General features: G+C 70.4%; 20 protein-coding genes and 3 tRNA genes. 12 read left to right on the forward strand and 11 right to left on the reverse strand.

Annotated features, from left to right (window positions below):
* Positions 1-161: 161 nt before the first annotated feature.
* Both OHT21_RS23890 and OHT21_RS23895 read right to left on the reverse strand, forming a co-directional pair.
* Positions 162-1,127 (reverse strand): DUF5926 family protein, encoded by a 966-nt coding sequence (locus tag OHT21_RS23890; RefSeq protein WP_328770390.1) that lies wholly within the window; start codon positions 1,125-1,127, stop codon positions 162-164.
* A 154-nt stretch (positions 1,128-1,281) separates the two neighbouring features.
* Positions 1,282-1,833 (reverse strand): ATP-binding protein, encoded by a 552-nt coding sequence (locus tag OHT21_RS23895; protein WP_328770391.1) that lies wholly within the window; start codon positions 1,831-1,833, stop codon positions 1,282-1,284.
* Between OHT21_RS23895 and OHT21_RS23900 the strand changes: the two genes are divergently transcribed.
* Entirely contained in the window at positions 1,790-1,915 is a 126-nt protein-coding gene (locus tag OHT21_RS23900) for a hypothetical protein (protein ID WP_328774467.1), read from the forward strand. The two genes, OHT21_RS23895 and OHT21_RS23900, sit on opposite strands and share 44 nt — an antisense overlap.
* A gap of 102 nt (positions 1,916-2,017) precedes the next feature.
* On the opposite strand, the gene OHT21_RS23905 is transcribed toward OHT21_RS23900, so the two are convergent.
* Positions 2,018-2,830, reverse strand: coding sequence for a glycerophosphodiester phosphodiesterase (locus tag OHT21_RS23905; protein ID WP_328770392.1), 813 nt, complete (start codon positions 2,828-2,830; stop codon positions 2,018-2,020).
* 340 nt (positions 2,831-3,170) lie between these two features.
* Here OHT21_RS23905 and OHT21_RS23910 point away from each other — a divergent pair, with 340 nt between their 5' ends.
* Together OHT21_RS23910 and OHT21_RS23915 are read left to right on the forward strand one after the other, a co-directional pair.
* Positions 3,171-4,622 (forward strand): S1C family serine protease, encoded by a 1,452-nt coding sequence (locus OHT21_RS23910; protein ID WP_328770393.1) that lies wholly within the window; start codon positions 3,171-3,173, stop codon positions 4,620-4,622.
* Between the two features lie 58 nt (positions 4,623-4,680).
* A tRNA-Ser gene (locus OHT21_RS23915) sits at positions 4,681-4,767 on the forward strand.
* A gap of 138 nt (positions 4,768-4,905) precedes the next feature.
* Here the strand turns inward: OHT21_RS23915 and OHT21_RS23920 are convergent.
* Positions 4,906-5,775, reverse strand: a complete 870-nt coding sequence (locus OHT21_RS23920) for a bifunctional DNA primase/polymerase (RefSeq protein ID WP_328770394.1) — start codon at positions 5,773-5,775, stop codon at positions 4,906-4,908.
* A gap of 168 nt (positions 5,776-5,943) precedes the next feature.
* Here OHT21_RS23920 and OHT21_RS23925 point away from each other — a divergent pair, with 168 nt between their 5' ends.
* From OHT21_RS23925 to OHT21_RS23955, 7 genes are all read left to right on the forward strand, one after another.
* Positions 5,944-7,107 (forward strand): acyl-CoA dehydrogenase family protein, encoded by a 1,164-nt coding sequence (locus OHT21_RS23925; RefSeq protein ID WP_328770395.1) that lies wholly within the window; start codon positions 5,944-5,946, stop codon positions 7,105-7,107.
* A complete protein-coding gene (locus OHT21_RS23930) occupies positions 7,104-8,123 on the forward strand; it encodes a bifunctional MaoC family dehydratase N-terminal/OB-fold nucleic acid binding domain-containing protein (protein WP_328770396.1) in 1,020 nt (339 codons plus the stop codon). The genes OHT21_RS23925 and OHT21_RS23930 overlap by 4 nt, the downstream gene beginning before the upstream one ends.
* Before the next feature lies 1 nt (position 8,124).
* Positions 8,125-9,327: an acyl-CoA dehydrogenase family protein gene (locus OHT21_RS23935; RefSeq protein WP_328770397.1), complete on the forward strand. Its 1,203-nt coding sequence runs from the start codon at positions 8,125-8,127 to the stop codon at positions 9,325-9,327.
* 20 nt (positions 9,328-9,347) lie between these two features.
* Positions 9,348-9,845, forward strand: coding sequence for a MaoC/PaaZ C-terminal domain-containing protein (locus tag OHT21_RS23940; protein ID WP_328774201.1), 498 nt, complete (start codon positions 9,348-9,350; stop codon positions 9,843-9,845).
* Entirely contained in the window at positions 9,842-11,014 is a 1,173-nt protein-coding gene (locus tag OHT21_RS23945; protein ID WP_328770398.1) for a lipid-transfer protein, read from the forward strand. The genes OHT21_RS23940 and OHT21_RS23945 overlap by 4 nt, the downstream gene beginning before the upstream one ends.
* A 269-nt stretch (positions 11,015-11,283) precedes the next feature.
* Positions 11,284-11,838 carry a SigE family RNA polymerase sigma factor gene (locus OHT21_RS23950; protein ID WP_328770399.1) on the forward strand — a complete coding sequence of 185 codons (555 nt, stop codon included), beginning with the start codon at positions 11,284-11,286 and terminating at the stop codon, positions 11,836-11,838.
* A gap of 238 nt (positions 11,839-12,076) precedes the next feature.
* Positions 12,077-13,753 (forward strand): long-chain fatty acid--CoA ligase, encoded by a 1,677-nt coding sequence (locus OHT21_RS23955; RefSeq protein ID WP_328770400.1) that lies wholly within the window; start codon positions 12,077-12,079, stop codon positions 13,751-13,753.
* Positions 13,754-13,860: 107 nt separating this feature from the next.
* Here OHT21_RS23955 and OHT21_RS23960 read toward each other — a convergent pair whose 3' ends face one another.
* Complete coding sequence (locus OHT21_RS23960) at positions 13,861-18,342, reverse strand: PAS domain-containing protein (RefSeq protein WP_328770401.1); 4,482 nt, start codon at positions 18,340-18,342, stop codon at positions 13,861-13,863.
* A gap of 240 nt (positions 18,343-18,582) precedes the next feature.
* Positions 18,583-19,047, reverse strand: a complete 465-nt coding sequence (locus OHT21_RS23965; RefSeq protein WP_328770402.1) for an SSI family serine proteinase inhibitor — start codon at positions 19,045-19,047, stop codon at positions 18,583-18,585.
* Positions 19,048-19,272: 225 nt separating this feature from the next.
* Here OHT21_RS23965 and OHT21_RS23970 point away from each other — a divergent pair.
* Both OHT21_RS23970 and OHT21_RS23975 read left to right on the forward strand, forming a co-directional pair.
* Positions 19,273-19,363, forward strand: a tRNA-Ser gene (locus OHT21_RS23970).
* A 197-nt stretch (positions 19,364-19,560) separates the two neighbouring features.
* A tRNA-Arg gene (locus OHT21_RS23975) sits at positions 19,561-19,633 on the forward strand.
* An 80-nt stretch (positions 19,634-19,713) separates the two neighbouring features.
* Here OHT21_RS23975 and OHT21_RS23980 read toward each other — a convergent pair.
* From OHT21_RS23980 to OHT21_RS24000, 5 genes are all read right to left on the reverse strand, one after another.
* Positions 19,714-20,988, reverse strand: coding sequence for a tyrosine-type recombinase/integrase (locus tag OHT21_RS23980; protein WP_328770403.1), 1,275 nt, complete (start codon positions 20,986-20,988; stop codon positions 19,714-19,716).
* Positions 20,988-21,185, reverse strand: a complete 198-nt coding sequence (locus tag OHT21_RS23985) for a helix-turn-helix domain-containing protein (protein ID WP_328770404.1) — start codon at positions 21,183-21,185, stop codon at positions 20,988-20,990. Before OHT21_RS23985 ends, OHT21_RS23980 begins: the two co-directional genes overlap by 1 nt.
* Before the next feature lie 184 nt (positions 21,186-21,369).
* Positions 21,370-22,515, reverse strand: a complete 1,146-nt coding sequence (locus OHT21_RS23990; RefSeq protein ID WP_328770405.1) for a DUF3631 domain-containing protein — start codon at positions 22,513-22,515, stop codon at positions 21,370-21,372.
* Entirely contained in the window at positions 22,512-22,865 is a 354-nt protein-coding gene (locus tag OHT21_RS23995; protein ID WP_328770406.1) for a hypothetical protein, read from the reverse strand. The genes OHT21_RS23990 and OHT21_RS23995 overlap by 4 nt, the downstream gene beginning before the upstream one ends.
* Positions 22,862-23,767, reverse strand: a complete 906-nt coding sequence (locus OHT21_RS24000) for a bifunctional DNA primase/polymerase (protein WP_328774202.1) — start codon at positions 23,765-23,767, stop codon at positions 22,862-22,864. The genes OHT21_RS23995 and OHT21_RS24000 overlap by 4 nt, the downstream gene beginning before the upstream one ends.
* Positions 23,768-23,773: the final 6 nt, after the last annotated feature.

Consider the following 23,773-nt stretch of genomic DNA (forward strand, 5'->3'; position numbering starts at 1 on the left):
ATTGAACGGTAACAAGAGATCGGCGGTTCGCAAATTCGATCTCGGCTATTCGGACAGCGATTTTCCTGCCATGACAGGGACTTGTGACAGGAGTCACCGGCTCCGCTAGAGCCCCCGCGGCTGACCGGTCGGTCAGCCGCGGACAGGGTGTCGAACGGGCCTCAACTCAGCGTGACCTGGCGGTTGGTGAGGCCGCCACGCGCCCGGCGCTCGTCCGCGGTGAGCGGTGCGTCGGTGGCCAGTGCGGCGGCCAGCCGCTCGGCGAATTCGGCGGCCGGCTTTTCGATGTCCTCCGCGGTGACATTGGTCGGCAGATCCCAGACCGGCACCGTGAGGCCGTGGGCTCGGAAGGAGCCCACGAGACGGGTGCCTTCTCCGAGGCTCGACCGGCCGGCCGCGTGCAGCCGCGCGAGCGCGTCCAGAAGCTGCTCCTCGGCGTGCGGCATGACCCAGCGCAGATGGTTCTTGTCCGGGGTCTCGCACCAGTACGCGGCGTCGACGCCCGACAGCTTCACGGTCGGGATGGCGGCGGCGTTGGCGCGCTCCAGGGACGCGGTCACGTCCGGAGTCGCGTGCTCCGAGTCCGGCACCCAGAACTCGAAACCCGAGTGCACAATGGGCTCGAACGGGCCCTTGGGATCGAGGAGTTCCTGCAGCCGCGGTCCGTCCGCCGGGGCGCGCCGGCCCTGTACGGGAGTGCCGGGCTCGGCGGTGAGCGCTCGCTGCAGGGTGTCGGCCAGGTCGCGGCTGATGTCGCCGGAAGAGGTGTCGTTCTGGAGGCCGATCATCACGGAGCCGTCGTCGCGGCGCAGCGCGGGCCACGCCATCGGCAGGACGGTCGCGAGCGTGACCGAAGGAACACCCTCCGGAAGGGGGTCCTTGAGCGTCAGCTGGACCGTGGCCGCGGGCACCAGCTCGCGCAACGCGACCCAGTCGCACTCGCCCGGCAGCCCCTCGAAGGGGCGCTGCACCAGTTCCGTCACGGCATGCGACGCGCTCCGCCCGTGACACGCCTTGTAGCGGCGGCCACTGCCACAGGGGCAGGGCTCACGGGCTCCCACAACCGGGATCTCGCCGTCCTGCGGCCTCGGCTGCCTGGCCTTCGTCTGGGATCGCTTCTTGGCCATCGTGGGTTTCTCCCGGTTACGGCGTCTGTCGTACGGGCGCGAGCCTAGCCGCTCGTACGAGGACCCACGGGACCCTGTGGATAACCTGCCGGCCCGTCGCGTCGTGCTGTAACCGGCCTTCCGGTCCAGCCTGTGCTGCAGCCGGACCGGAGCGTCAGTCCAGGTTGTCGAACGAGTCGCCGAAGTCCAGGTCGGGTACCGCGGACACCGACGGAGCCGTGATGCGCGCGGCGAAGTCTCCCCGCCGGCGCTCCGCGTGTGCGTCGTGGGCGTCCTTCTGGACGACCACCCACACCGTGACCTCGCCCTGGACGTCGTCCCTGACGCCCCAGTCGTCGGCCAGCGCGGTGATGATGTTCAGCCCACGGCCGCCGTGTGCGGTGACCGAGGGCGTGGCCGGAACCGGGCGGGTCGGACCACCGCCGTCCGTCACCTCGACGGTCAGCCGTCCACCTGGGTCGACCCGCCATGCGGCCCGGACGTCCCCGTCCCCCGCCAGCGCGTCGCCCAGCGGCCGGCCGTGCCGGCACGCGTTGCTCAACAGTTCGGAAAGGATCAGTACGGCATCGTCGATGACCGCTTCCGCGACGCCACCGGTGCGCAATTGAGCGCGCATCCGCTGTCTTGCTTCCCCCACGCCCGCAGGGCCATGGGGTACGGCCATGCTCGACGACGCGGGCACCTCCTGTGCCACCACCAACGCCACCCCCGAGACCTCCTTCGCCCCACGCCACGGTGTGGATGCCCCCCTGGACTGGACCGGAAACCGGCCAATGCACATGCAGTGACGCACTCGTAACCCTCGAACACGGACCGAACGCGCCGGAGCACTCCCCGTAATGGCGTGGCCGGATTTCGACGGTCTGGCCGAAGTCACCGGACCTCGCAGGTCAGCGGCCCAGCTGGTCCAGTACTGCGCGCGGGCGATTGGTGATGATGGCGTCGACACCCAGCTCGACACAGAGAGCGACGTCCTCGGGTTCGTTCACGGTCCATACGTGAACCTGATGCCCGGCCCGCTTCAGGCGCTCGATGTACAGCGGGTGGTTGCGCACGATCCGCATGGACGGGCCCGCGATACGGACACCCACGGGCAGCCGTCCGTCGCGCAGCCGGGGCGAGAGGAACTGGAGCAGATAGACCGTCGGCAGCGTCGGAGAGGCCGCCCGTACGCGCTGCAGCGAGCGCGCCGAGAAACTCATGACCCGTACGGGCGATTCGGCGGCGGAGGGCGGGGCGTCCAGGCCGAAGCGCTTCAGGAGGTACAGCAGACGCTCCTCGACCTGGCCCGCCCAGCGTGTGGGGTGTTTCGTCTCGATGGCCAGCTCCACAGAGCGGCCGGCGTCGGCGACGAGCTCAAGGAGACGCTCGAGCGTCAGGACGGACTGCTGCTCCCAGGACGGCGGCCGCTGCTGCTCCCAGTCGGGCGCCTCGTCGCGGTTCTTCCAGGAGCCGAAGTCCAGGGCGGCGAGATCGGCGAGCTCCAGGGCGGAGACGGCGCCGCGACCGTTGGAGGTGCGATTGATCCGGCGGTCGTGGACACAGACGAGATGGCCGTCCGCGGTCAGCCGGACATCGCACTCCAGGGCGTCCGCCCCGTCCTCGATCGCCTTCTCGTACGCCGCCAGGGTGTGCTCCGGGGCATCTTCGGAGGCGCCGCGATGGGCGACCACCTGAATCAGGTGCTGTCGTGCGTGGGTCACCGCGTCATGGTGCCACCACGCGCGCGTGGCTGCGTCATGCTGCACGCGCGCGTGGGTACGCGCTAAAGGCGGCCGCCCAGGGGCTGCGATGGTTATGTCGGACTGGTCCCATGTAAAGAAGTGAGGGGCCGAGTCCTCAGGTACAAAAGAAGGTCCTGAAAGCTCCCGGACCCACAGGCACCGCTTATGGCGCCCTGACGTCCCGTGGGAAAAGCTGACGGCATACAAAGAAGTACCTGCACATCTGAATCGCACCGGATCGCGGACACGTATACGCACCTATGAGTGAGCCGGACCGGGAGCGACCGGAAGAAGCAGCAGTGGATCGAGAGGAAGAGCTGTGAGCACCGAGAACGAGGGCAACAACGAGGGCAACGCGGTACCCCCCGCCCCGTCAGCCCCTCCCGTGCCGGTGGACGCTCCCGCTGCTTCCACGCGTCCGGAGCACGGAGTTCCGCCGCGGCCGGGGGCCCATCCGGAATCCCAGGAGGGCGATCCGACGGCCGTACTGCCGCCGGTGCCCCCGGGGGCGCCCGACGGCACACATGCGGCCCACGGTGCGGAGCCGGGCGCCTGGCCCCCTCCGCCTCCGCCGGCCACGCCCGCGTACGCGAACGGCGGCTCGGGTGCCGGCTGGGGATCCACGTACCAGCAGCCCGCGCCCAAGTCCGGCGGCGGCCGTGGCGGCCTGATCGCCGCGGTCCTGGTGGCCGCGCTCGTCGCGGGCGGCGTGGGCGGCGGCATCGGCTACTGGGCGGCCGACAGCAACGACTCCTCCACGGGCTCGACGACGGTGTCCGCCTCGCAGAGCGGCGGCGACTTCAAGCGGGAGGCGGGGACGGTCGCGGCGATCGCCAACCAGGCGCTGCCCAGCACCGTCACCATCGAGGCGGAGAGCGGCGGCGGCGAGGGCGGCACCGGCACCGGCTTCGTCATGGACAAGCAGGGCCACATCCTCACCAACAACCACGTCGTGGCGGAGGCCGTCGACGGCGGCAAGCTCTCCGCGACCTTCCCCAACGGCAAGAAGTACGACGCCGAGGTGGTCGGCAACGCACAGGGCTACGACGTCGCTGTCATCCAGCTCAAGAACCCGCCCGAGGACCTCAAGCCGCTGCCGCTCGGCGACTCCGAGAAGGTGGCCGTCGGCGACTCGACGATCGCGATCGGCGCGCCCTTCGGCCTGTCCAACACGGTGACCACGGGCATCATCAGCGCCAAGAACCGCCCGGTGGCCTCCAGTGACGGCAGCTCCACCGGCAAGGCCTCGTACATGAGCGCCCTGCAGACCGACGCCTCGATCAACCCGGGCAACTCCGGCGGTCCGCTCCTGGACGCGAAGGGCTCGGTGATCGGCATCAACTCGGCCATCCAGTCCGCGAGCGGGGGCCTGGGCGGTACCGGTCAGTCCGGCTCCATCGGCCTGGGCTTCGCGATCCCGATCAACCAGGCGAAGAACGTCGCTCAGCAGCTGATCAGGACCGGCGAGCCGGTCTACCCGGTGATCGGCGCCTCGGTCTCCCTCCAGGAGGGCACCGGCGGCGCGAGGATCACCGAGGAAGGCGCGGGCGGCGCGGACGCGGTCGAGAAGGGCGGCCCCGCCGACAAGGCAGGTCTCAAGCCGGGCGACGTCATCACCAAGATCGACGACACGGCGATCGACAGTGGCCCCGCCCTCATCGGCGAGATCTGGACCCACCAGCCCGGCGACACCGTCACGCTCACATACACCCGCGACGGCAAGACCAACACGACCGAGGTCACTCTCGGCGAACGTGAGGGCGACAGCTGACCCACCACGACAGCCGACCGGTTAGTCTTGATCCCGCGCCGATCTCCGGTCGGCGCGGGGTGGGTTGCCCGAGCGGCCTAAGGGAACGGTCTTGAAAACCGTCGTGGCAGCGATGTCACCGTGGGTTCAAATCCCACACCCACCGCAGGTCAGAAGGGGTGCCACTCTCCGGAGCGGCACCCCTTCCGCATGCGCCCTGACTCGCCCGTGCCCCAGGTCTGGGCAGTACGTCTGGGCCATCTGTGGGCCAGCGCGGAGGTACGGGCTTGCCCCCCGGCCTCCCTCACCCCTGCCGTCCCCCCACCAACCGCCGAGCCGACCCCACCGTCGACCGGGCCTCCCGTTCCGAAAGGCCCACCTGGAGTGCCGCGGCTACCAGGGGTTCGACGAGTTCGTCGCCGATGCCGTTCTCGTACGCCCGACAGGCTGCCCAGAAGAGGCGGGTGTTGCGTTGGCCCTCGTGGGCGGCGGCGACGAACTGGACCAGGCCCTGGCCGTGCCCGCCCGCTGAGGAGGGCGTGGGGTGGTGCGTTCGGGGTGGGGGCGTGAGCAGGCGCAGGAGGGCGCGTGGGCAGGGTGCGGGCGCCAGGTGGGACGTACCTGGAGCCGTGCTGTAGACGCCGTGTGCGGAGCGCGAGCCGGGGCCGACGAGGTAGCCGCCGGCTCCGCGGATGTCGATGCCGGGGGCGAGGCGGCCCGCGGAGTTGGGGACGACGACGTCGGGTGGACCGGACAGCCACAGGTGGCGGCCGCCGCTGGGGGTCAGGACGACGATCGTCTCCGGGATCGTGAACAGGTGGCGCAGGGCGAGTTCGCGCAGCGCCGCCGAGGAGTCGGTGCCCGATTTGGTGTCGAGGTCGATGCCGATGAGGTGGTGTGGCTCAAGACCGCAGGCGATGCCGTAGCCGGTGGCCCTGGGGGCGGCGGCGAAGAGTTCGCGAATGCGTTCCGGATCGGTGGAGGCGTCGTACACACCGTGTCCGAAGCGACCGCACTCGCCGTGGCAGGGCGGCGCTGTCGGGTCGGCGCGGTGTGGGGAGCGGAGCGCGGGGAGCTTGGTTTGGGACAGCGGGATGACGGCCAGTCCGCGTTCGGCGGCTGACAGCGCGTGTGCAAGGGCCAGCGTCGTGGCCTGCCGGTCGATGGTGGCCATGACTCCATGTTCGTACGTACGTTCGAAAAAAGGAAGAGGGGGCGGGCGTCCTGTGGAGGCGGTCGGGCCCCGGTTTCGGCGGGGTGTTTCCGGTGACCTTGACAGTGCCCATAATCTGACGGACAGTCAGAAATCCTTGTTCGTACGAGGTCCGGGAGGGCCGTCGTCGTGCACCTCGCCCCCACCGAGCGCCAGCGACGGCTGCGCGCCGAACTCCGTACGTACTTCCGGGAACTGATGCCTGACGGACCGCCGCGCGCCGCCGACTCGGGCCGACAGCGGGCGCTGCTTCGGCGCATCGGTGCCGACGGCTGGCTGGGGCTGGGCTGGCCGGTGGCGTACGGGGGTCAAGGACGCGGCGCCGATGAGCAGTTCGTGTTCTTCGACGAGGCCTATCGGGCGGGCGCGCCCGTCTCCATGGTCACGCTGAACACCGTCGGGCCGACGCTGATGAAGTACGGGACCGAGGAGCAGAAGGACTTCTTCCTGCCGCGGATTCTGCGCGGGGACCTCGTGTTCGCCATCGGGTACTCCGAGCCGTCGGCCGGGACCGACCTGGCCTCGCTGCGGATGCGCGCCGTGCGCGACGGCGGGGGCTGGATCGTCGACGGGCAGAAGATCTTCACTTCCAACGCGCAGAACGCCGACTGGATCTGGCTCGCCTGCCGCACCGACCCGGACGCGCCCAAGCACAAGGGAATCTCGATCCTGCTCGTGCCCACCGACGCCCCCGGATTCTCGTGGACGCCGATCGAGACGGTGGGCGGACTGACCACGACGGCCACCTACTACGACGGGATCCGCGTTCCGGCGGGCAATCTCGTCGGCGAGGAGAACGGCGGCTGGGGTCTCATCACCAACCAGCTCAACCATGAGCGGGTCGCGCTCGCGGCGATCGGCATGCAGGCCGAGGACTTCTACGCCGCCGCGCTGACCGCGGCCCGTACGCCCGATCCGGTGACCGGGCGGCGCAGGGTTGACGAGCCGTGGGTGCGATCGCGACTGGCCGAGGCGCATGCCCGGCTGGCGGCATCACGCCTGCTCAACTGGCGTTTGGTGGGGGATGTCGGGGCCGGTCGGCTGGCACCCGGCGATGCGAGCGGCGTGAAATTCGCGGGAACCGAATCGACGGTCGCGGTGTATCGAATGTGTCAGGAAATTGTGGGAGCGGACGGGCTGATCCGCTCGGGTTCGCCGGGGGTGTTCGAAGGCGGCGAGCTGGAGCGGATGAACAGAGCGGCGCAGATCAACACGTTCGGGGGCGGGGTGAGCGAGGTGCAGCGCGAGATCGTGGCGACGATGCGGCTCGGGATGACGAGGGGGCGGCGGTGAGCGAGGAGTCCGGCGGGGACCTCGAGGCACGGCTGAAGGCGTACGAGAGGCGGGCAGCAGCGGTCGCGGGAGTGGGCAAGGACCCGGTCAACGAGCCGATGATCCGGCACTGGTGCGAGGCGATGGGAGACAGAAATCCGGTGTATGCGGGACCGGATGCCATAGCTCCGCCGACCATGCTCCAGGTGTGGACCATGGGGGGACTGTCCGGGCATACGGGCCGGTCGCGGGCGTACGAGGAACTGCTCGGGTTGCTCGACGGCGCCGGGTACACCTCCGTGGTTGCCACCGACTGCGAACAGGAGTACCTGCGGCCGCTCCGACCAGGGGACGAGATCACCTTCGACTCGCTGATCGAATCGGTCTCCGCGCGCAAGACGACCAAGCTGGGCACGGGGTATTTCGTCACGACGCGGATGGATGTACGGGCAGGGGGGCGGCCGGCGGGGACACATCGCTTCCGGATCTTCAAGTACGCACCCGCGGTCCGGAAACCGAGGGATCAGGAGGCCGCGTCACCGGTCACCGAGATGCCGGCTTCGAAGGTGGCGCCACCGTCGACCGGGGCGACGGTTTCGGAGGCCTCGAAGGAGTCACGGCCCTGGCGTCCCCGTCCTGTCGTCAACCGTGACAACGCCGGTTTCTGGGAAGGCGTGGCCCGGCACCGGCTGCTGATCCAGCGCTGCGACGGCTGCAAGGCACTGCGCTTTCCCTGGCTGCCGGGGTGCAACGCATGCGGGTCACTGGAGTGGCACACGGTCGAGGCGAGCGGCGAGGGGACCGTCTACTCGTACGTCGTGATGCACCACCCGCCCTTCCCGGCCTTCGATCCTCCCTATGCGGTCGGGCTGATCGAACTCGCCGAGGGCGTGCGGATGATCAGCAACGTAGTGGGGGTGCCGCACGACGAGGTGCGCATCGGTATGCCGGTACGGCTCGAATTCGAGCGGGCGGACGAGGAGTTGGAGCTGCCGGTCTTCCGTGCCGTCGCGGCCGTCGAGGGGAGCGGAGGCTGACATGGACTTCACACCCACCGAGGAGCAGGCGGCGGCTCGTGAGCTGGCCGCGCGGATCTTCGGCGACCTGTCCACGCCCGAGCGGCTCGCCGCCGCCGGGACGGGCAGTGATGCCGAGCTGTGGAAGGCGCTGTGCGAGGCCGGACTCGTGGCCGCGGTCGCGGACATAGGGCTCCTCGGGCTGGTGCTCCTGCTCGAGGAACAGGGGCGGACGACGGCCCAGGCGCCGTTCGCGGCGAGCTGTGTGTACGGGCTGTCGGCGGTGTCGGCGCATGGATCGGCGGAGCAACGGGAGCGCCTGCTGCCGGGCATCGGGGAAGGGACGGTGGTGGTCAGCGGGGCGCTGCGCGAAGCGGCCGTACGGGCAAACGGCTCCGGGCAGTTGACCGGCACCGTCGCCGCGGTGCCGTGGCTCCGCGACGCCACGCATGTCCTGGTCGCGGACGACCAGCGCAGCCTGTGGCTGGTGCGGACCGCGGACGCGGAGTGTGTCCCCGTCGAGCTGACGGCGCCCTGGTCGGCGGGGCGGCTGACGCTGGACGGCACGCCGGCGGAGCGGCTCGGCGACGGGGCGGGAGACGGCATTCCGGCGGAGCGGCTCGGCGACGGGGCGGGAAGCGAGGGCGCGTACGGGAGCGGTGTGCGCCGGGACGGGGCGAGCGGTGGTGGGTCGTACGGGAACGGGGCGTACGAGCGCGAGGTGAACGGTGCGGGGGCGTACGCGAGCCGTGCGTACGACGACGTGCTCGCCACCGCGCGTACGGCCTTCGCGGGGCTGCAGGCCGGGGTGTGCGCGGGTTCGCTGGCCCGGGCGGTGGAGCACACCAACACCCGCGAGCAGTTCGGGCGGCCGCTCGCGGCCAAGCAAGGGGTCCAACTCAGAGCAGCGGACGCGTACATGGACACGGAGGCGATACGGGTCACGGCGTACGAGGCGGCCTGGCGACGTGACGAGGGGCTGGAGTACGCCAGTCATGCGCTGACCGCCGCGTGGTGGGCCTCGGAGGCGGGACAGCGCGTGGTGCACACGGGCCAGCATCTGCACGGCGGTATGGGAGCCGACCTCGACCATCCCGTGCACCGGCACTTTCTGTGGGGGCGACAGCTGGACGCGTATCTGGGATGCGGGAGCGAAGTGCTCCAGGAGCTGGGGGAGTTGATCGTGCGCGAAGAGGGCGACGGTGAGGGGGCGGGGGCGGCATGAGTGCCGGTGTCGGACAGGTGGTGCGCGTCGGCGATGAGCTGCCGCCGCTGGAGATCGAGATCACCCGCACGCTCATCGTCGCGGGGGCCATCGCCTCGCGCGACTACCAGGACGTGCACCACGACGCGGAGCTGGCACGGCAGAAGGGCTCGCCGGACATCTTCATGAACATCCTGACGACCAATGGCCTGGTCGGCCGCTACATCACGGACCACTTCGGTCCCACGGCCGTGCTCCGCAGAGTGGCGATCAGACTGGGAGCGCCCAACTACCCCGGCGACACCATGGTGTTGACCGGAACGGTCGAGGAGGTAGAGGACGAGGAGGTAGAGGACGCAGAGGGAGCCGCGGACCTCGAGGGCGATGATGCCGCGGAGCGCGAGGGCGACGAGGGCGACGAGGCCGCGGGCAAGACCGTCACGGTGCGGGTGGTCGGGGCCAACGGCATAGGCAAGCACGTCACGGGGACGGTGACCCTGACGGTCCCGGGCGGCGCCGACGGGGTGGGCCGGCCATGAGCGTACGGACGAGGGACACGCTCGGCGGACGGGCGGCGGTCGTGGGGATCGGGGCCACCGAGTTCTCCAAGGACTCGGGGCGCAGTGAGCTGCGGCTGGCGGTGGAAGCGGTGCGGGCCGCGCTCGACGACGCGGGGCTCACTGCGGCCGATGTGGACGGGATGGTGACGTTCACGATGGACACCAGTCCGGAGATCACGGTTGCCCAAGCCGCCGGTATGGGGGAGCTGTCCTTCTTCTCGCGGATCCACTACGGCGGCGGGGCGGCCTGCGCGACCGTTCAGCAGGCCGCGCTCGCGGTGGCGACGGGAGTGGCCGAAGTCGTGGTCTGCTACCGGGCGTTCAACGAGCGGTCGGGACGGAGATTCGGCTCCGGGGTGCAGCGGCGGGAGCCTTCGGCCGAGGGTGCGGCGCTCGGCTGGGGTCTGCCGTTCGGGCTGCTCACGCCCGCCTCCTGGGTGGCGATGGCGGCGCAGCGCTATCTGTACACGTATGGGCTGACGTCAGAGGCGTTCGGGCAGGTCGCGGTCGTGGACAGGAAGTATGCGGCGACCAATCCGGCGGCGTACTTCCACGGCAGACCGATCTCGCTCGCCGACCATGCCGCCTCGCGCTGGATCGTCGAACCGCTGCGGTTGCTGGACTGCTGCCAGGAGACCGACGGCGGCCAGGCCCTGGTCGTCACCTCCGTGGAGCGGGCGCGGGACCTGCCGCAGCCGCCGGCGGTGATCACGGCGGCGGCCCAGGGCGCCGGCCGGAGACAGGAGCAGATGACCAGCTTCTACCGGGACGATCTGACGGGGCTGCCGGAAATGGGCGTGGTGGCACGGCAGTTGTGGCGTACCTCCGGGCTGACGGCGGCCGAGATGGACGTGGGGATTCTGTACGACCACTTCACACCGTTCGTGCTGATGCAGCTGGAGGAGTTCGGGTTCTGCAAGCCGGGTGAGGCGGCGGACTTCGTCGCTGAGGAGCGGCTGCCGCTGAACACACATGGGGGACAGCTCGGAGAGGCGTACCTGCACGGGATGAACGGAGTGGCGGAGGCGGTACGGCAGCTGCGCGGGACGTCCGTGAACCAGATACCCGACGCCCGCCGGGTGCTGGTCACGGCGGGCACGGGGGTGCCGACGTCCGGGCTGATCCTGAGGGCGGACGACGGAGGCTGAAGCGGATGACGGAGGCTGAATACGGGCGCGCTGCGGGCCGCTACTCACCAGGGCCCACACTCGGAGCCTCTTCGTACTCCATCGGGACCGCGCGGACCCCCGCACTACTCCTGAGGGATGCGTCTCTCAGGGGTGGACCCTCAGGGGTACGGGCCGTCGCCTCCACCTCCAGGAGGTGGAGCTGGCGCCACTCCTACAACCTGAGGCGGACAAGGCTTCAGGACCTCCGGCCGATCCGCTCGAGTAGGGGGCGATCCTAGCGTGGAGCCATGACCACACCCGTCTGCACCAGCGCTTCGAACGCCGCTACGCCAAGGGCCCAGACCCTCGCGTACCCGTCGTTCGCGTCGTACGTGAAGGCCCGCCAGCCCGTGCTGCTGCGTACCGCGCGCTCGCTGACCGCGAACCCCAGCGACGCCGAGGATCTGTTGCAGACCGCGCTGACCAAGACGTATGTCGCGTGGGAGCGGATCGAGGACCACCGGGCGCTCGACGGTTACGTCCGCCGGGCCTTGCTGAACACGCGGACGTCGCAGTGGCGGAAGCGGAAGGTCGACGAGTTCGCGTGCGAGGAGCTGCCGGAGCCCCAGGCCCCGCCCGCCGGGGATCCGGCGGAGCAGCAGGCGCTTCACGACGCGATGTGGCGCGCGATCATGAGGTTGCCGGCGCGGCAGCGGGCGATGGTCGTCCTGAGGTACTACGAGGACCTGAGCGAGGTCCAGACGGCGGAGGTGCTCGGCGTCTCGGTGGGCACGGTCAAGTCTGCGGTGTCGCGTGCCCTCGGCAAGCTGCGCGAGGACCCGGAGTTGGGACCGGTTCGCTGACGCGTGCGGCATCATTGCTCAGGATCGTTTGCTCAGGGCTCCGCACCAGCCACCCCGTATCGGCCTTGAGGCCTCGTCGTCAAACGCCCACATACTGAAGGTCCTCGGCCACCTCACATATCCCGCCTCGGCACGGAATCCCTGCACACGTACGTGATCGATCATCCCCGTACTAGTGACATACCGCGCGGTATGTGCGCACAATCAGGCCCAAACCTTTCATGCCACCGCGCAGGCAATGTCGCCCCGGGAGGACGCCGTGCAGAGCACGATGCAGGACGTACCGCTGCTGATCTCGAGAATCCTGACCCACGGGTCGACCATCCACGGATCGTCTCAGGTGATCACGTGGACCGGCGAGGGGGAGCCGCAGCGGCGGTCCTTCGCCGAGATCGGGGCACGGGCCGCCCGCCTCGCGCACGCCCTGCGGGAGCTCGGAGTCGAAGAGGGCCAGCCCACGGGCACCTTGATGTGGAACAACGCCGAGCACGTCGAGGCGTACTACGCGATCCCCTGCATGGGCGCGGTGCTGCACACGCTCAACCTCCGGCTGCCCCCGGAGCAGCTGGCCTGGATCGTGAACCACGCCGCCGACCGGGTGGTGATCGCCAACGGCTCGCTGCTGCCGCTGCTCGCGCCGTTGCTGCCGCATCTGAAGTCGGTCGAGCATGTGATCGTCTCGGGTCCCGGTGACCGTTCGCTGCTGGACGGGGCGTCGGTTCAGGTGCACGAGTACGAGGAACTGATCGCGGACAAGCCGGAGACGTACGACTGGCCTGAGCTGGACGAACGCCAGGGTGCGGCCATGTGCTACACCTCCGGGACGACGGGTGACCCCAAGGGGGTCGTGTTCTCCCACCGTTCCGTCTATCTGCACTCCATGCAGATCAACATGGCGCAGTCCATGGGCCTCACCGACCAGGACACGTCCCTCGTCGTGGTCCCTCAGTTCCATGTGAACGCCTGGGGGGTGCCGCACGCGACGTTCATGACCGGTGTGAACATGCTGATGCCGGACCGTTTTCTCCAGCCGGGCCCGCTCGCCGAGATGATCGAGAGTGCGAAGCCGACGCATGCCGCTGCCGTCCCCACCATCTGGCAGGGGCTGCTCGGGGAGCTCAAGGCCAAGCCGCGGGATGTGAGTTCGCTGACGCAGGTCACCATCGGCGGCTCCGCCTGTCCGCCCTCCCTCATGAAGGCCTTCGACGAGCTGGGCATGCGCGTCTGCCACGCCTGGGGCATGACGGAGACCTCCCCGCTCGGCACCATCGCCCGTCCGCCGGCCCATGTGATCGGCACGGACGAGGAGTTCGCGTACCGCATCACGCAGGGCCGTTTCCCCACGAGCGTCGAGGCCCGGCTGACCGGCCCCGGCGGCGAGCGGCTGCCCTGGGACGGCGAGTCCGCGGGCGAGCTGGAGGTACGCGGTCCATGGATCGCGGGTGCGTACTACGGCGGCCATGGGGCCACCGAAGTCCTGCGCCCGGCCGACAAGTTCAGCGAGGACGGCTGGCTCAAGACCGGTGACGTCGGCACGATCAGCCCCGATGGCTTCCTGACTCTCACCGACCGTGCCAAGGACGTCATCAAGTCGGGAGGCGAGTGGATCTCGTCGGTGGAGCTGGAGAACGCGCTCATGGCGCACCCCGACGTCGCCGAGGCCGCCGTCGTCGCCGTCCCCGACGAGAAGTGGGGCGAACGCCCGCTGGCCACCGTCGTCCTCAAGGAGGGCGCCACCGCCGACTTCAACACCCTGCGCGCCTTCCTCGCCGAGGAGGGCAAGATCGCCAAGTGGCAACTCCCCGAACGCTGGACGGTCATCGAGGCGGTGCCGAAGACGAGCGTCGGCAAGTTCGACAAGAAGGTGCTGCGCAAGCAGTACGCCGCGGGTGACCTGGACATCACCCAGATCTGACGGGAGCTGTCAGTTCTGGCGGCTTTGGGCCGGAATGTGAGGTGGGGCGCTGTTTCACGTGAAACAGCGCCCCACCTCACATCTGCGAACTCGCCTATGCGAAACGATCAGTTTATGCCGATCCGTGCCAGCAGTTCCACGATCCTGCTCTGCACCTCGCTGCTCGTCGAGCGTTCGGCGAGGAACAGGACCGTCTCCCCCGCGGCCAGGCGCGGGAGTTCGGACTGGTCGACGGCGGCGGTGTAGACGACGAGCGGGGTGCGGTTCAACTGGCCGTTCGCGCGCAGCCAGTCGACGATTCCGGCACGGCGGCGGCGTACCTGCGTCAGGTCCATCACCACGAGGTTCGGCCGCATCTGCGCGGCCAGGGTGACGGCGTCCGCGTCGGACGAGGCCCGGGCGACCTGCATCCCGCGCCGCTCCAGCGCCGAGGTCAGCGCCAGCGCGATCTCCGCATGCTCCTCGATGAGCAGCACACGCGGCGGATGCTGCTCACTGTCGCGGGGCGCCAGCGCCTTCAGGAGTACGGCAGGGTCGGCGCCGTATGCCGCCTCGCGCGTCGCCTGCCCCAGTCCCGCCGTCACGAGCACCGGAACCTCGGCGGCGACGGCGGCCGTACGCAGCGACTGGAGCGCCGTACGCGTGATGGGCCCTGTCAGTGGGTCGACGAACAGCGCTGCCGGGAACGCGGCGATCTGCGCGTCCACCTCCTCGCGCGAGTGCACGATCACCGGCCGGTAACCGCGATCGCTCAGCGCCTGCTGCGTACCGACGTCCGGCGCGGGCCAGACCAGCAGCCGACGCGGGTTGTCCAGAGGCTCCGGGGGCAGCTCGTCGTCCATCGGCTGCGGCAGGGGCTGGTTCGCGACCTCTACCGCACCGCCAGGGCCGTCGAGCGGCTCGGGACCTTCGGCGGCGTTCTCGTCCGGGGCTCCTATGGCGTACGAGCGGCCGGGTCCCTCGGTGGCGTCGGCCGGCCGGGGGTCGGGCGCAGGTGCGGTCGCGGTCGGCTGGGGCTGGGGAGCTGACTGCTGAGGGTGCGGGCGGGCCGCCATCTCGTGTTGTCCGGTGGCGGATTCCGGGACGGGGGCGGCCTCGGGGATGGCTTCGTTACGGGTGCCGAGCTTGCGGCGGCGGCCGGAGCCGTTGGTCGCATGCGGAGGAGGCGTCTGGGCCTGGGCTTGGGGCTGAGCCTGAGGCTGGGCTTGCTGCTGAGCCTGAGCCTGGGGCTGCGGCGCGGGAGCCGCCAGGGGCGTGGGCTGGTTCGGCAGGGGCTGCTGGGCGTCGCTCATACGGCGACCGAACTCGACGCCCTGCCCGAGCGTGCGGACGCTGAAGGCGCGGCCCTGGGTGGAGTTGGGGTCCATGGGGGGCGCGGCGGCAACGGGCGCCGCGGGGGTCGGGGCTTCGGCGGGGAGGGGCTGGGCTGTGCGGGGCGCGTCCGCTTCGGCCGGAGCCGGAGCCGGAGCCGGGGCCGGGGCTTGGGCCTGGGTGGCGGGAGTAGCGCCCTGGGGAGCCGGAGTTTCGGTCGCGCCAGGCCAGGGCTGCGACTGGGACTGAGGGCTCGGAGCCGCCATGGGCTGAGGCTGGGGTTGCGGCTGAGGCTGGGGCTGGGCGTTCTGGGCGACGGGGGCGCCCCGAGGCGTCGTACCTGCAGCGGGGACCCCGCCTCCGGGCGGGGTCGCGGCAACGGCGGCAGCCTCCGCGGGAATCCCCTGCGGAGGTGCGCCCTGTGCCGGGACCATCGGCTGAGGCATGCCCTGCCCGGCGCCCCCCGGGACGATGACACTCTGGCCGGGAGCTCCCTGTTGCGAGACGCCTTGCGCGACCACCGGCTGTCCCGGAGCACCCTGGGAAGCGTCACCCTGGGCGGGAACCCCCTGAGCGGGAGCGAGTTGTGCCGGAGCCTCCTGAGGCACAGCCTGAGCGGGCGCCATCTGTCCGGGAACACCTTGCCCCGCGCCCGTGGCGTCCCCCTGTCGAGCCCGCCGCCGCCCGGTAGGCGCCGACACCGGATGCGGCTGTGGCGGAGTGTGGTCCTCGGCAGGATCGTGCAGGGCCGCATCATGACGACCATCGTCGGCCTGCGCGTAACCGACTTGCTGTTGGCCGGCCTGCCCGTGACCGACCTGCTGCTGACCGTTCTGAACCTGACCGGTCTGCCCGTGACCGATCGGCACCTGACCAGTCTGCCCATGAACGGGCTGCCCCTGGGCGGGCTGCTGCGCGGCATACCCTGGCCCACGGTCCGCCTCAGCCGGAGGCAGTGCGAACACCGAGCGCGGCTCCGCCTCCTGGGCGGCCTGGCGTTCGGCCGCCGCGGCCAGCGCACGCCGACGCCGCCCGGTAGGCCGGCCGGCTCCCTCACCGCCATGGCCCGACGGCAGTGCTGCCGGCAGCGCCTGCCGCTCACCGCCGATCTGCCGCGGACGCTGCCCCTCGGGCGCGGGCACGCCCTGCGGAGGCACCGTCGGCCCGAGCCCGGTGGCCGCGGCACCCGCGGCATGCTCGGCCGCGGTCACGACCGCACCCTCGGCAACCCCGCCGCCGCTCTCCGCGGGACTCGGCCGTCCCCGCCGCCGCCCGGTCCCACCGGACACCTGGGAACCCTCACCAGTCCCCTGCGCCGGAACGGGCACCTGCGCCAGCTGCGACTCATCCGCCGCGGCCCGCCTGCGCCGCCGCCCGGTGGGTGCGGCCGCCCCAGTCTCCGCTCCCGCCCCCGTCTCGGCCGAGTGCGTGACCTCGCTCTCCAGGAAGGCGTCCACCGAGGACCGTCGAGCCCGCCGCCTCCCGCCACCGGCCTGCGCGGGGACCTGCTCGGGCAGCGCCACGGCCGAACCGGGCCCACCCTCCGGCGAAGCACCCGAGCCCGCAGCCGCACCCACACCAAGTTCCGCCGCCGGAGCCTGAGCGGAAACCGCCCCGGCCCCGCCCCCGATGGGCACCTCGAGTACGAACGCACTGCCGCTCATCCCCGGCACCTCGTGCGTCTGCAGCACTCCGCCGTGCGCCCGCACGATCCCGCGCACGATCGGCTCATGCACCGGGTCTCCCCCGGCATACGGCCCGCGCACTTCGATCCGTACGACCTCGCCGCGCTGGGCCGCCGCCACGACGACCGTGTTGTCCATGTAGCCACCGGCCGAGACCGGCGCGTTGCCCGTCGAGTCGACGCCCGCGACGTCCGCGACGAGATGCGCGAGCGCGGTCGCGAGCCGCTGCGGGTCGACCTCGGCCTCGATGGGCGGCGCGTGCACGGCGAACTGCACCCGCCCGGGCCCGATCAGCTCTACGGCTCCGTCGACACCGGCTGCGACCACCGCGTCGAGCATGACCTTCGTCCGTACGACGTTCTCGGCCCCGGCGTCTAGCCGCTGGTAACCGAGCACGTTGTCGATGAGCGTGGTGATCCGGGAGTAGCCGGCCGCGAGGTGATGCAGCACCTGGTTGGCCTCGGGCCACAGCTGTCCGGCGTCGTCGGCGGCGAGGGCGGACAGGTCGCCGCGCAGCTGGTCGAGCGGACCGCGCAGGGACTGCCCGAGCACGGCGAGCAGCTGCTCGTGACGCGCGGCCAGCGCCTCGTACCGGTCCTTCTCCCGCTCGGCGAGCGCCGCGTACCGGTCGTCACCGGCGGCCAGCTCCTCCTCATGCGCCTCGCGCAGCCCGGCGAGTTCCCTGCCGTGCTCGTCCCGCAGCGCGTTCAGCGCCGCGGCATGCTCCTCGGCGGCCCGCGCGAGCTCCTCCCGATGCCGCTGGGCAGCCGCGTCCTTCTCCTCGACGAGCGCGTCGTACGCCCGCCGGTCCGTGAAGGTCAGCACCGCGCCGACGAGCTGGTCCCCATCCCGTACGGGCGCGGTCGTCAGGTCTACGGGCACCTTGTCGCCGTTCTTGGACCACAGCACCTGTCCCCGCACCCGATGCTTGCGCCCCGAACGGAGAGTGTCGGCGAGCGGCGACTCCTCGTACGGGAAGGGGGTGCCGTCGGCGCGGGAGTGCAGCGTCAGCGGATGGAGTTCCTGCCCGCCCAGGTCGCTGGCCCGGAAGCCGAGAATCTGCGCGGCGGCCGGATTGACGAGGACGACCCGTCCCTCGGTGTCGGTACCGACCACGCCCTCGGCGGCGGCCCGCAGAATCATCTCCGTCTGCCGCTGCGAACGCGCGAGTTCGGCCTCGGTGTCGACGGTGCCGGAGAGGTCACGTACGACAAGCATCAGCAGCTCATCGCTGGTGTAGCCGGAACTGTCGTACGCCTGCTGGCCGTTCTCCAGATTCGCGCTCGTGACCTCGACCGGGAACTCGCTGCTGTCGGTGCGCCGGGCCATCATCCGCCGCGGCTTGGTCCGCCCGCGCGGGTCGATGGTGTCGGGCCGGCGCATCGACCCGGGGATCAGTCGGGAGTCGAACTCGGGCAGCAGATCGAGCAGTCCGCGACCGACCAGAGCCGTGCCCGGAGCCTCGAAGGTTTCAAGGGCGATGGTGTTGGCGTTGACTACGGTCCCATTGGCGTTGACCAGCAACAACGCATCGGGAAGCGCGTCCAGTATGGCTGCGAGGCGAGCAGCGCCTCGGGATGGCCTGCTGCTCACGAGACGCTTCCTCCCTGTTACCGCACCTTGCCGACCGCGGAGGCCATCTTGCCAACCGGTCCGCGACGTGTCACGCGAGGGAGTCTACGGGCAGAGGTTGCGCTCGCGACGCCGGATGAGAGGGAGGTCGCACGCAGGAGAGAAGTAGAGAAGACGCAGAAGCTGTGACCTCGTCCTTCTCCTTGGCCCTCCTTTTCAGCCTTTCTCCTCAGCCCTCGTCCTTCAGCAGGGAGGTGCTTCTCAGGAACCGAGCTCCGGAAGTACGGGCACCATGGCGTCCCATCGCGCGATCTCGCACCCGTTACCGCGCTCGTACGTGGCGTCGACGGGCCGCCCGGCCCACGTCCCGGTGACGCGAGCGGTGGCCGGACCGCCGTACTGCATCGTGCACATCCCCCCGGGCTCGACGGGCGCGAACGGGTCCTCACCCCAGCCCGTCCGTCTGTCCAGCCGCTCGCAGGCGCCCGCGGCGTCGGGATGACTGCCACCCTCCGGATGACACTCCAGCTCGTACGCCCCGTCCAGCCCGTCCCCCGCGTCGCTGACCGTCACGGTGAGGCGGTCGCCCTCCCGGGCCGGCGTCGGCATATGGGGGAGCGGCGCAGGGGGAAGCGGTTCGGCGTACGCGGCCGGGGGCGTCGCCGCGAGCACGGCGAGGGAGGCGGTGGCGGAGGCGGCTGCGGTCAGGGCGAGACGGCGGAACATGAGGGCTCCACGGGGTGCGGGGGGATGGTCGGTCTGTGGTCGAAACGCTGGTCCGGGGCGCAGGCCCCACCCCTTTAACGCTGCCCGTCCCACGACGTTGCGCCGCGTTACGCCTTTGCCCTTCGCCCTTTCCGCCTAGTACCGTGGGGGGCGATTGGTGACACCCCGCTGGGCTGTGTCATCATCTGCACGCATCCACTCGCGCTCGCGCGGGGCGGCTGTGCTGGAGGCGTCGCCTAGTCCGGTCTATGGCGCCGCACTGCTAATGCGGTTTGGGACTTCAATCCCATCGAGGGTTCAAATCCCTCCGCCTCCGCCTCATGATCCCGAAGCCCTGGTCGCGACTGGCCGGGGCTTCGGTCGTTCCCCGACCATTCCAGGGCCGTTTTCGCAGGTCATACAGGGTTCACTAAACGGATTTCGCCAGGCGCCACCAGTCATGTAATGTTGTTCCCGCAACGCCGACCGGGCCCAAAAGCCCGCCAGGAAGAGCCAACACAACAGAACACACAGGCACTCGTAGCTTAACGGATAGAGCATCTGACTACGGATCAGAAGGTTGCAGGTTCGAATCCTGCCGAGTGCACACAGGTCAAAGGCCCCACCGGTTCGCCCGGTGGGGCCTTTGACATCAACGGGTGACATCAGTGCGGTCGGAAGTTGCCCTCAGTCGGTCGACTCCTCCCCCTCCGGTTCCTCGTCGGGGTCATGGAGATTGAGCGCGTCGTCCATGCGCTCCGCCGCCGCCCGGAGCGTCGTGTCCATCACATGCGCGTAGGTGTCGAGCGTCATCGTGATCGTGCTGTGCCCGAGCGTCTCCATGATCGTGCGAGCGTCCACCCCCTGTGAGAGCAGGAGGGAAGCGCACGTGTGCCGTAGATCGTGGACCCTGACGCGACGCACGTTCGCGTCTCGGCACAGGATCGTGAGCATCCGGTTCAGACTCCGGGGATCGGTGACGCGCCCCGTCGTCGTGGTGAAGATCAGCCCGTCAGGCTGGCCCGGCGCTGGCTGCCACTTCTTGCCCGCCACCTTGCGTTCCCGCTCCTGCTGCTCGCGGTGCTGGGTGAGCGCTCGTACGAGGTGCTGCGGCATGGACACCGTACGGATGGACCGTGTGGTCTTCGGCGTCCCGAAGAGCAGTTCCCGCCGGATGCGCTGCACGTTTCGGCGTACCCGGAGCTGTCGGTTCACGAGGTCTACGTCCGACCACGTGAGTCCGAGGGCTTCCCCGCGCCGCAGGCCGGTCGAGATGAGCAGCAACCACAGGGTGTACAGCCGGTGGGTGCGGGCGGTCTTGAGCAAGAGCCGTGCTTCGGCGCCGTCCAAGGGGCGCACCTCCTTGGGCGTGACGGTGGGGGTTTCGACGATGCGGGCGACGTTCCGAGCGATCAGCTCTTCGCGCATCGCTTGCTGGAGAGCGGATCGCAGCACAGCGTGGATGTACTGCACGGTCCGCGCGGAGGGGAGCCGCTTGCAGCATCGGCCCACGGCACAGCACGCGCGCTTGCCCTCGGGGCGCTCGCGGTCAGCGCCGCGCAGGCAGCAGAGGCACGAGCCCTTGAACTCCGTCAGGAAGCGGCGGACGTCCGCCGGGGAGAGCCGGTTGAGTCGTTTCTTGCCGAGCGCCGGCCGGATGTAGAGCCGGGTCAACCCCTCGTAGCTGTTGAGTGTGGCGGGCTTGAGTCGCTCCGGAGCGATCGTGGCGAGCCAGTAAGTCAGGTAGTCCCCGAAGGCCATCGTCGACGATGCGGCGGGGATGCCCTGACGGGTCTTCTCCTGCAACTCCGTCAGCTTGTCGGCCACTTCGTCGCGGGTCTTGCCGTAGACGAACTTCCTGGTGCGCGTCCCATCGGGGCGGTAGACGTAGGCGGCGGCGTGGTAGCGCCCGTCGGTGCGCTTGGTGATCGTTCCTTCGCCGTTGGCGCGTCGCTTGGCCATCAGGCAGCTTCCTCCAATCGGTCGCGCAAGTACGCGCGGACGCTGTCGACCGGGACGCGGCGGGCCCGACCGATCTTGATGCTGGGGAGTTCGTTCGAGCGGATCAGGTCGTAGACCTTGAACCGGCTGATCCGCAGGGCAGTCATGACCTCGGGAACGGTCAGGGCTTCTGGCGTCGTGGGTACGGCGGTGAGCACGTCGGAACCTCCGGGAGAGGGGAGAGCACTCTGGGCGCCCTTCTGAGGGGCGCTACTTCCGCTACTGCCGCTACCGCGCAGGTCAGGGGCCTGTTCGGGGTAGCGGGAAGGGGTAGCGGTAGCGGATGGGTAGCGGCGGGGTAGCGGCTGGCGATGCCGGTTGCCGCTACCCCGTTGTTGCTGGTCAGGCCACGTTTTCCGTGCCAGGTAGCGGAGGTAGCGGACTTTCCGGGGGTGGGGAGCAGTAGCGCGCCCACGCGTCCCACAGATCGGCGGCGTAGTAGCCCTTGAGGACGCTCCCGGCGGTCTTGATGTTGCGGGAGGCGATCGGCTCGTTGTCCGCCGTCATGTACTCCGCGAGCATCTTCGACAGGCGCCGGTTGTCGAGCGGCTTGCCGTGCAGATCGGCCCATGGGGCGTCGTCGAGGGCGTTGAGCCGGTCCAGGATGGCGACGGTGGGCAGGCGGTCGATGCCGACCATGACGTGATCGCGCAGGTCGGTCAGCAGCCGAACTCCCAAGCTGCCTTTGTCGTTGGCCTTGGACGCGGTCACCAGTGCCACGCATGCTTCGCGTGCCCGCTGTGGCCAGTCGCCGCCGGCTGCGTCGGCGATGGCGAGCAGGGGTTCCCACACGTCGGCGGGGCGGTCGGTGACGCCGTCGGGCATGTCCGGCCAGGCGCCCATGACGAACCCACGGGCGTGTTCGGCCCATTGGGCGAGCCGGTCACGCAGCTTGTGCCCCTCTGCCTCGTGGATGCGGGCCCGGAAGGGCTCTACCTTCTCGTTCCTGGCCCGGCGTCGCATGCGGATGACGACGGAACGGCTCATGATCGTGTCGGGCAGCGCTCCGAGTCCGGCGACCGCGACCGCGCAGTACGAGGGGAAGGCTTGCACGGTCTGGTTGCCGCCGTCGCCGATGCACCGGTAAGTGACCCCGGTACGGCGGTGTCCTGCGTTGAGGAATCCGCGCAGTTCCTCGTTGTCCCCCGCTTTCGGCCCAAAGACCGTGTCGATCTCGTCGAACAGGATCGTCGGCTTGCCGTTGCCCCCGGAGACGGACCGGAACAGAGCGGCGGCGGATGCGTTGACGGCGGTCATGGGCTGCGGCACGAGGGTTTCCACGATCTCCAGCGCGCGGGTCTTGCCCGACCCCGGTTCCGGGGAGAGGAAGGCGACACGGGGGGTGGAGTCGAAGCAGTCGAGCAGGTGGGCGTGCGCGTCCCACAGGGCGACGGCGACGTAGGCGGCCTCGTGGGGGAAGACGTTGAAGCGGCGGTGGAAGGCTTCCACCTCGTTGAGCAGTGCGGCCCCGTCGATGGTGTCGGTCATGCGGCGGCCCTCCCTTCCTGGGGGGTGCGGAGCGGGCAGGTGTCGCGGTGGGCTTCGTGGTCGGTGATCAGGGCCAGCACGCGGGCGTGGCCGATGGCGCTGCGGTCGCGTCCGCACAGGCACTTCGAGGTGGCGGTGGGCACGGCGCCGCGCGGCGCCACGATGTGCAGCCACGCCACGGGGTACCGGCCGTCGCCACGGCGCGGGTCAGGGTGAACAGCAGTGGGGACGCCTTCGGCGACGCCCTTTCGGTCGCCTACGGCCGTCGCGTCCACAGGCTGTGGAGCGGCATGGAGCCGAGCGTCGGCGGGGGTACGGCAGTCCAGGTGGGGGGAGTTGGGGCCGGTCATGAGGCTGCCTGCCGTGGTGTGGCGTGGGTGATGACCCAGTCCATGGCGCTGCGGATGGTGGTGCGGCACTCGGCCGGCGGGAGTCCGGTGGCCTCCCCCGCCGCCTGGATTGCCTGCTCTGCCACATGCCGGGGGAGGTGGCCCCACGCGACGAACCGGGCAATCTTGCAGGCGCTCTTGTGGAGCGTGTTGTTGCGGCCGTTCGGCCCGCCCTCGGACGCTGCCCGGATGACCGCGCATTCGCGGTCGAGCGCGGTGTTCGCTGCTCGGGTCCCGTCCCGAACAGGCATCAGCGTCACCTGTGCGGGCTTGGGCTGTGTGGTGAGCAGGGAGGCCAGCCACGTGGGCAGCGGGGCCACCGGAGCATCGTCGGCGACCTCGTACGTGCCGTCGGGGGTGGTGCTGCCGGGGGCGACGACGTATCCGCCCCACGCGCGGGTGTCGATGTGCTTGCCGAGCCGGTCCGCGCTGCACTTCAGCCGCATCCCGGCAGGGGCGGTGAAGTACAGGTGCTCCCCGCCGCGCGCGGTCCGCACCCGGTAGGTGCGCGGGACGGTCTGCCCGGTGCGCTCGCAGAGCGCCGCAAGGGAAGTCGCGCCGTCAGGCGCTCCTTTCGGCTCTTCGGGCTTGCACACGTCCAGGTCGACGACGAGCAGACCGGCCGGACCGGTGGCGATGCCCACGTTGTACGGGCGGGCGCCCCATGTGGCGTGGATCAACTCGGGGTCGGTGGTGGCGCGCTGTTCGGGCTTGCGGTGCCCGTCGGCGCAGCGCCCGGTGCGCGGGCATGCGCGTTCGGGGTGTCCGGCCGGCCGCTTGGCGTGCGGGTGCAGGGGGATGACGGGCCAGTCCCGACTCGCGGCTGTCAGCGCGGAGTCGAGCAGGCGCCGGTTTGCGGTCATCAGCCC

The organism is Streptomyces sp. NBC_00286 (assembly GCF_036173125.1).
GTDB lineage: Bacteria > Actinomycetota > Actinomycetes > Streptomycetales > Streptomycetaceae > Streptomyces.

What these genes read in the sequence shown, in the direction of transcription:
- OHT21_RS23980 (WP_328770403.1), bottom strand. Translation starts at nt 20,988, where the DNA reads ATGGCCAAGCGACGCGCCAACGGCGAAGGAACGATCACCAAGCGCACC.
- OHT21_RS23950 (WP_328770399.1), top strand. Translation starts at nt 11,284, where the DNA reads ATGACCACACCCGTCTGCACCAGCGCTTCGAACGCCGCTACGCCAAGG.
- OHT21_RS23945 (WP_328770398.1), top strand. Translation starts at nt 9,842, where the DNA reads ATGAGCGTACGGACGAGGGACACGCTCGGCGGACGGGCGGCGGTCGTG.
- OHT21_RS23965 (WP_328770402.1), bottom strand. Translation starts at nt 19,047, where the DNA reads ATGTTCCGCCGTCTCGCCCTGACCGCAGCCGCCTCCGCCACCGCCTCC.
- OHT21_RS23890 (WP_328770390.1), bottom strand. Translation starts at nt 1,127, where the DNA reads ATGGCCAAGAAGCGATCCCAGACGAAGGCCAGGCAGCCGAGGCCGCAG.
- OHT21_RS23935 (WP_328770397.1), top strand. Translation starts at nt 8,125, where the DNA reads ATGGACTTCACACCCACCGAGGAGCAGGCGGCGGCTCGTGAGCTGGCC.
- OHT21_RS23920 (WP_328770394.1), bottom strand. Translation starts at nt 5,775, where the DNA reads ATGGCCACCATCGACCGGCAGGCCACGACGCTGGCCCTTGCACACGCG.
- OHT21_RS23955 (WP_328770400.1), top strand. Translation starts at nt 12,077, where the DNA reads ATGTCGCCCCGGGAGGACGCCGTGCAGAGCACGATGCAGGACGTACCG.
- OHT21_RS24000 (WP_328774202.1), bottom strand. Translation starts at nt 23,767, where the DNA reads ATGACCGCAAACCGGCGCCTGCTCGACTCCGCGCTGACAGCCGCGAGT.
- OHT21_RS23900 (WP_328774467.1), top strand. Translation starts at nt 1,790, where the DNA reads ATGCTCGACGACGCGGGCACCTCCTGTGCCACCACCAACGCCACCCCC.
- OHT21_RS23990 (WP_328770405.1), bottom strand. Translation starts at nt 22,515, where the DNA reads ATGACCGACACCATCGACGGGGCCGCACTGCTCAACGAGGTGGAAGCC.
- OHT21_RS23995 (WP_328770406.1), bottom strand. Translation starts at nt 22,865, where the DNA reads ATGACCGGCCCCAACTCCCCCCACCTGGACTGCCGTACCCCCGCCGAC.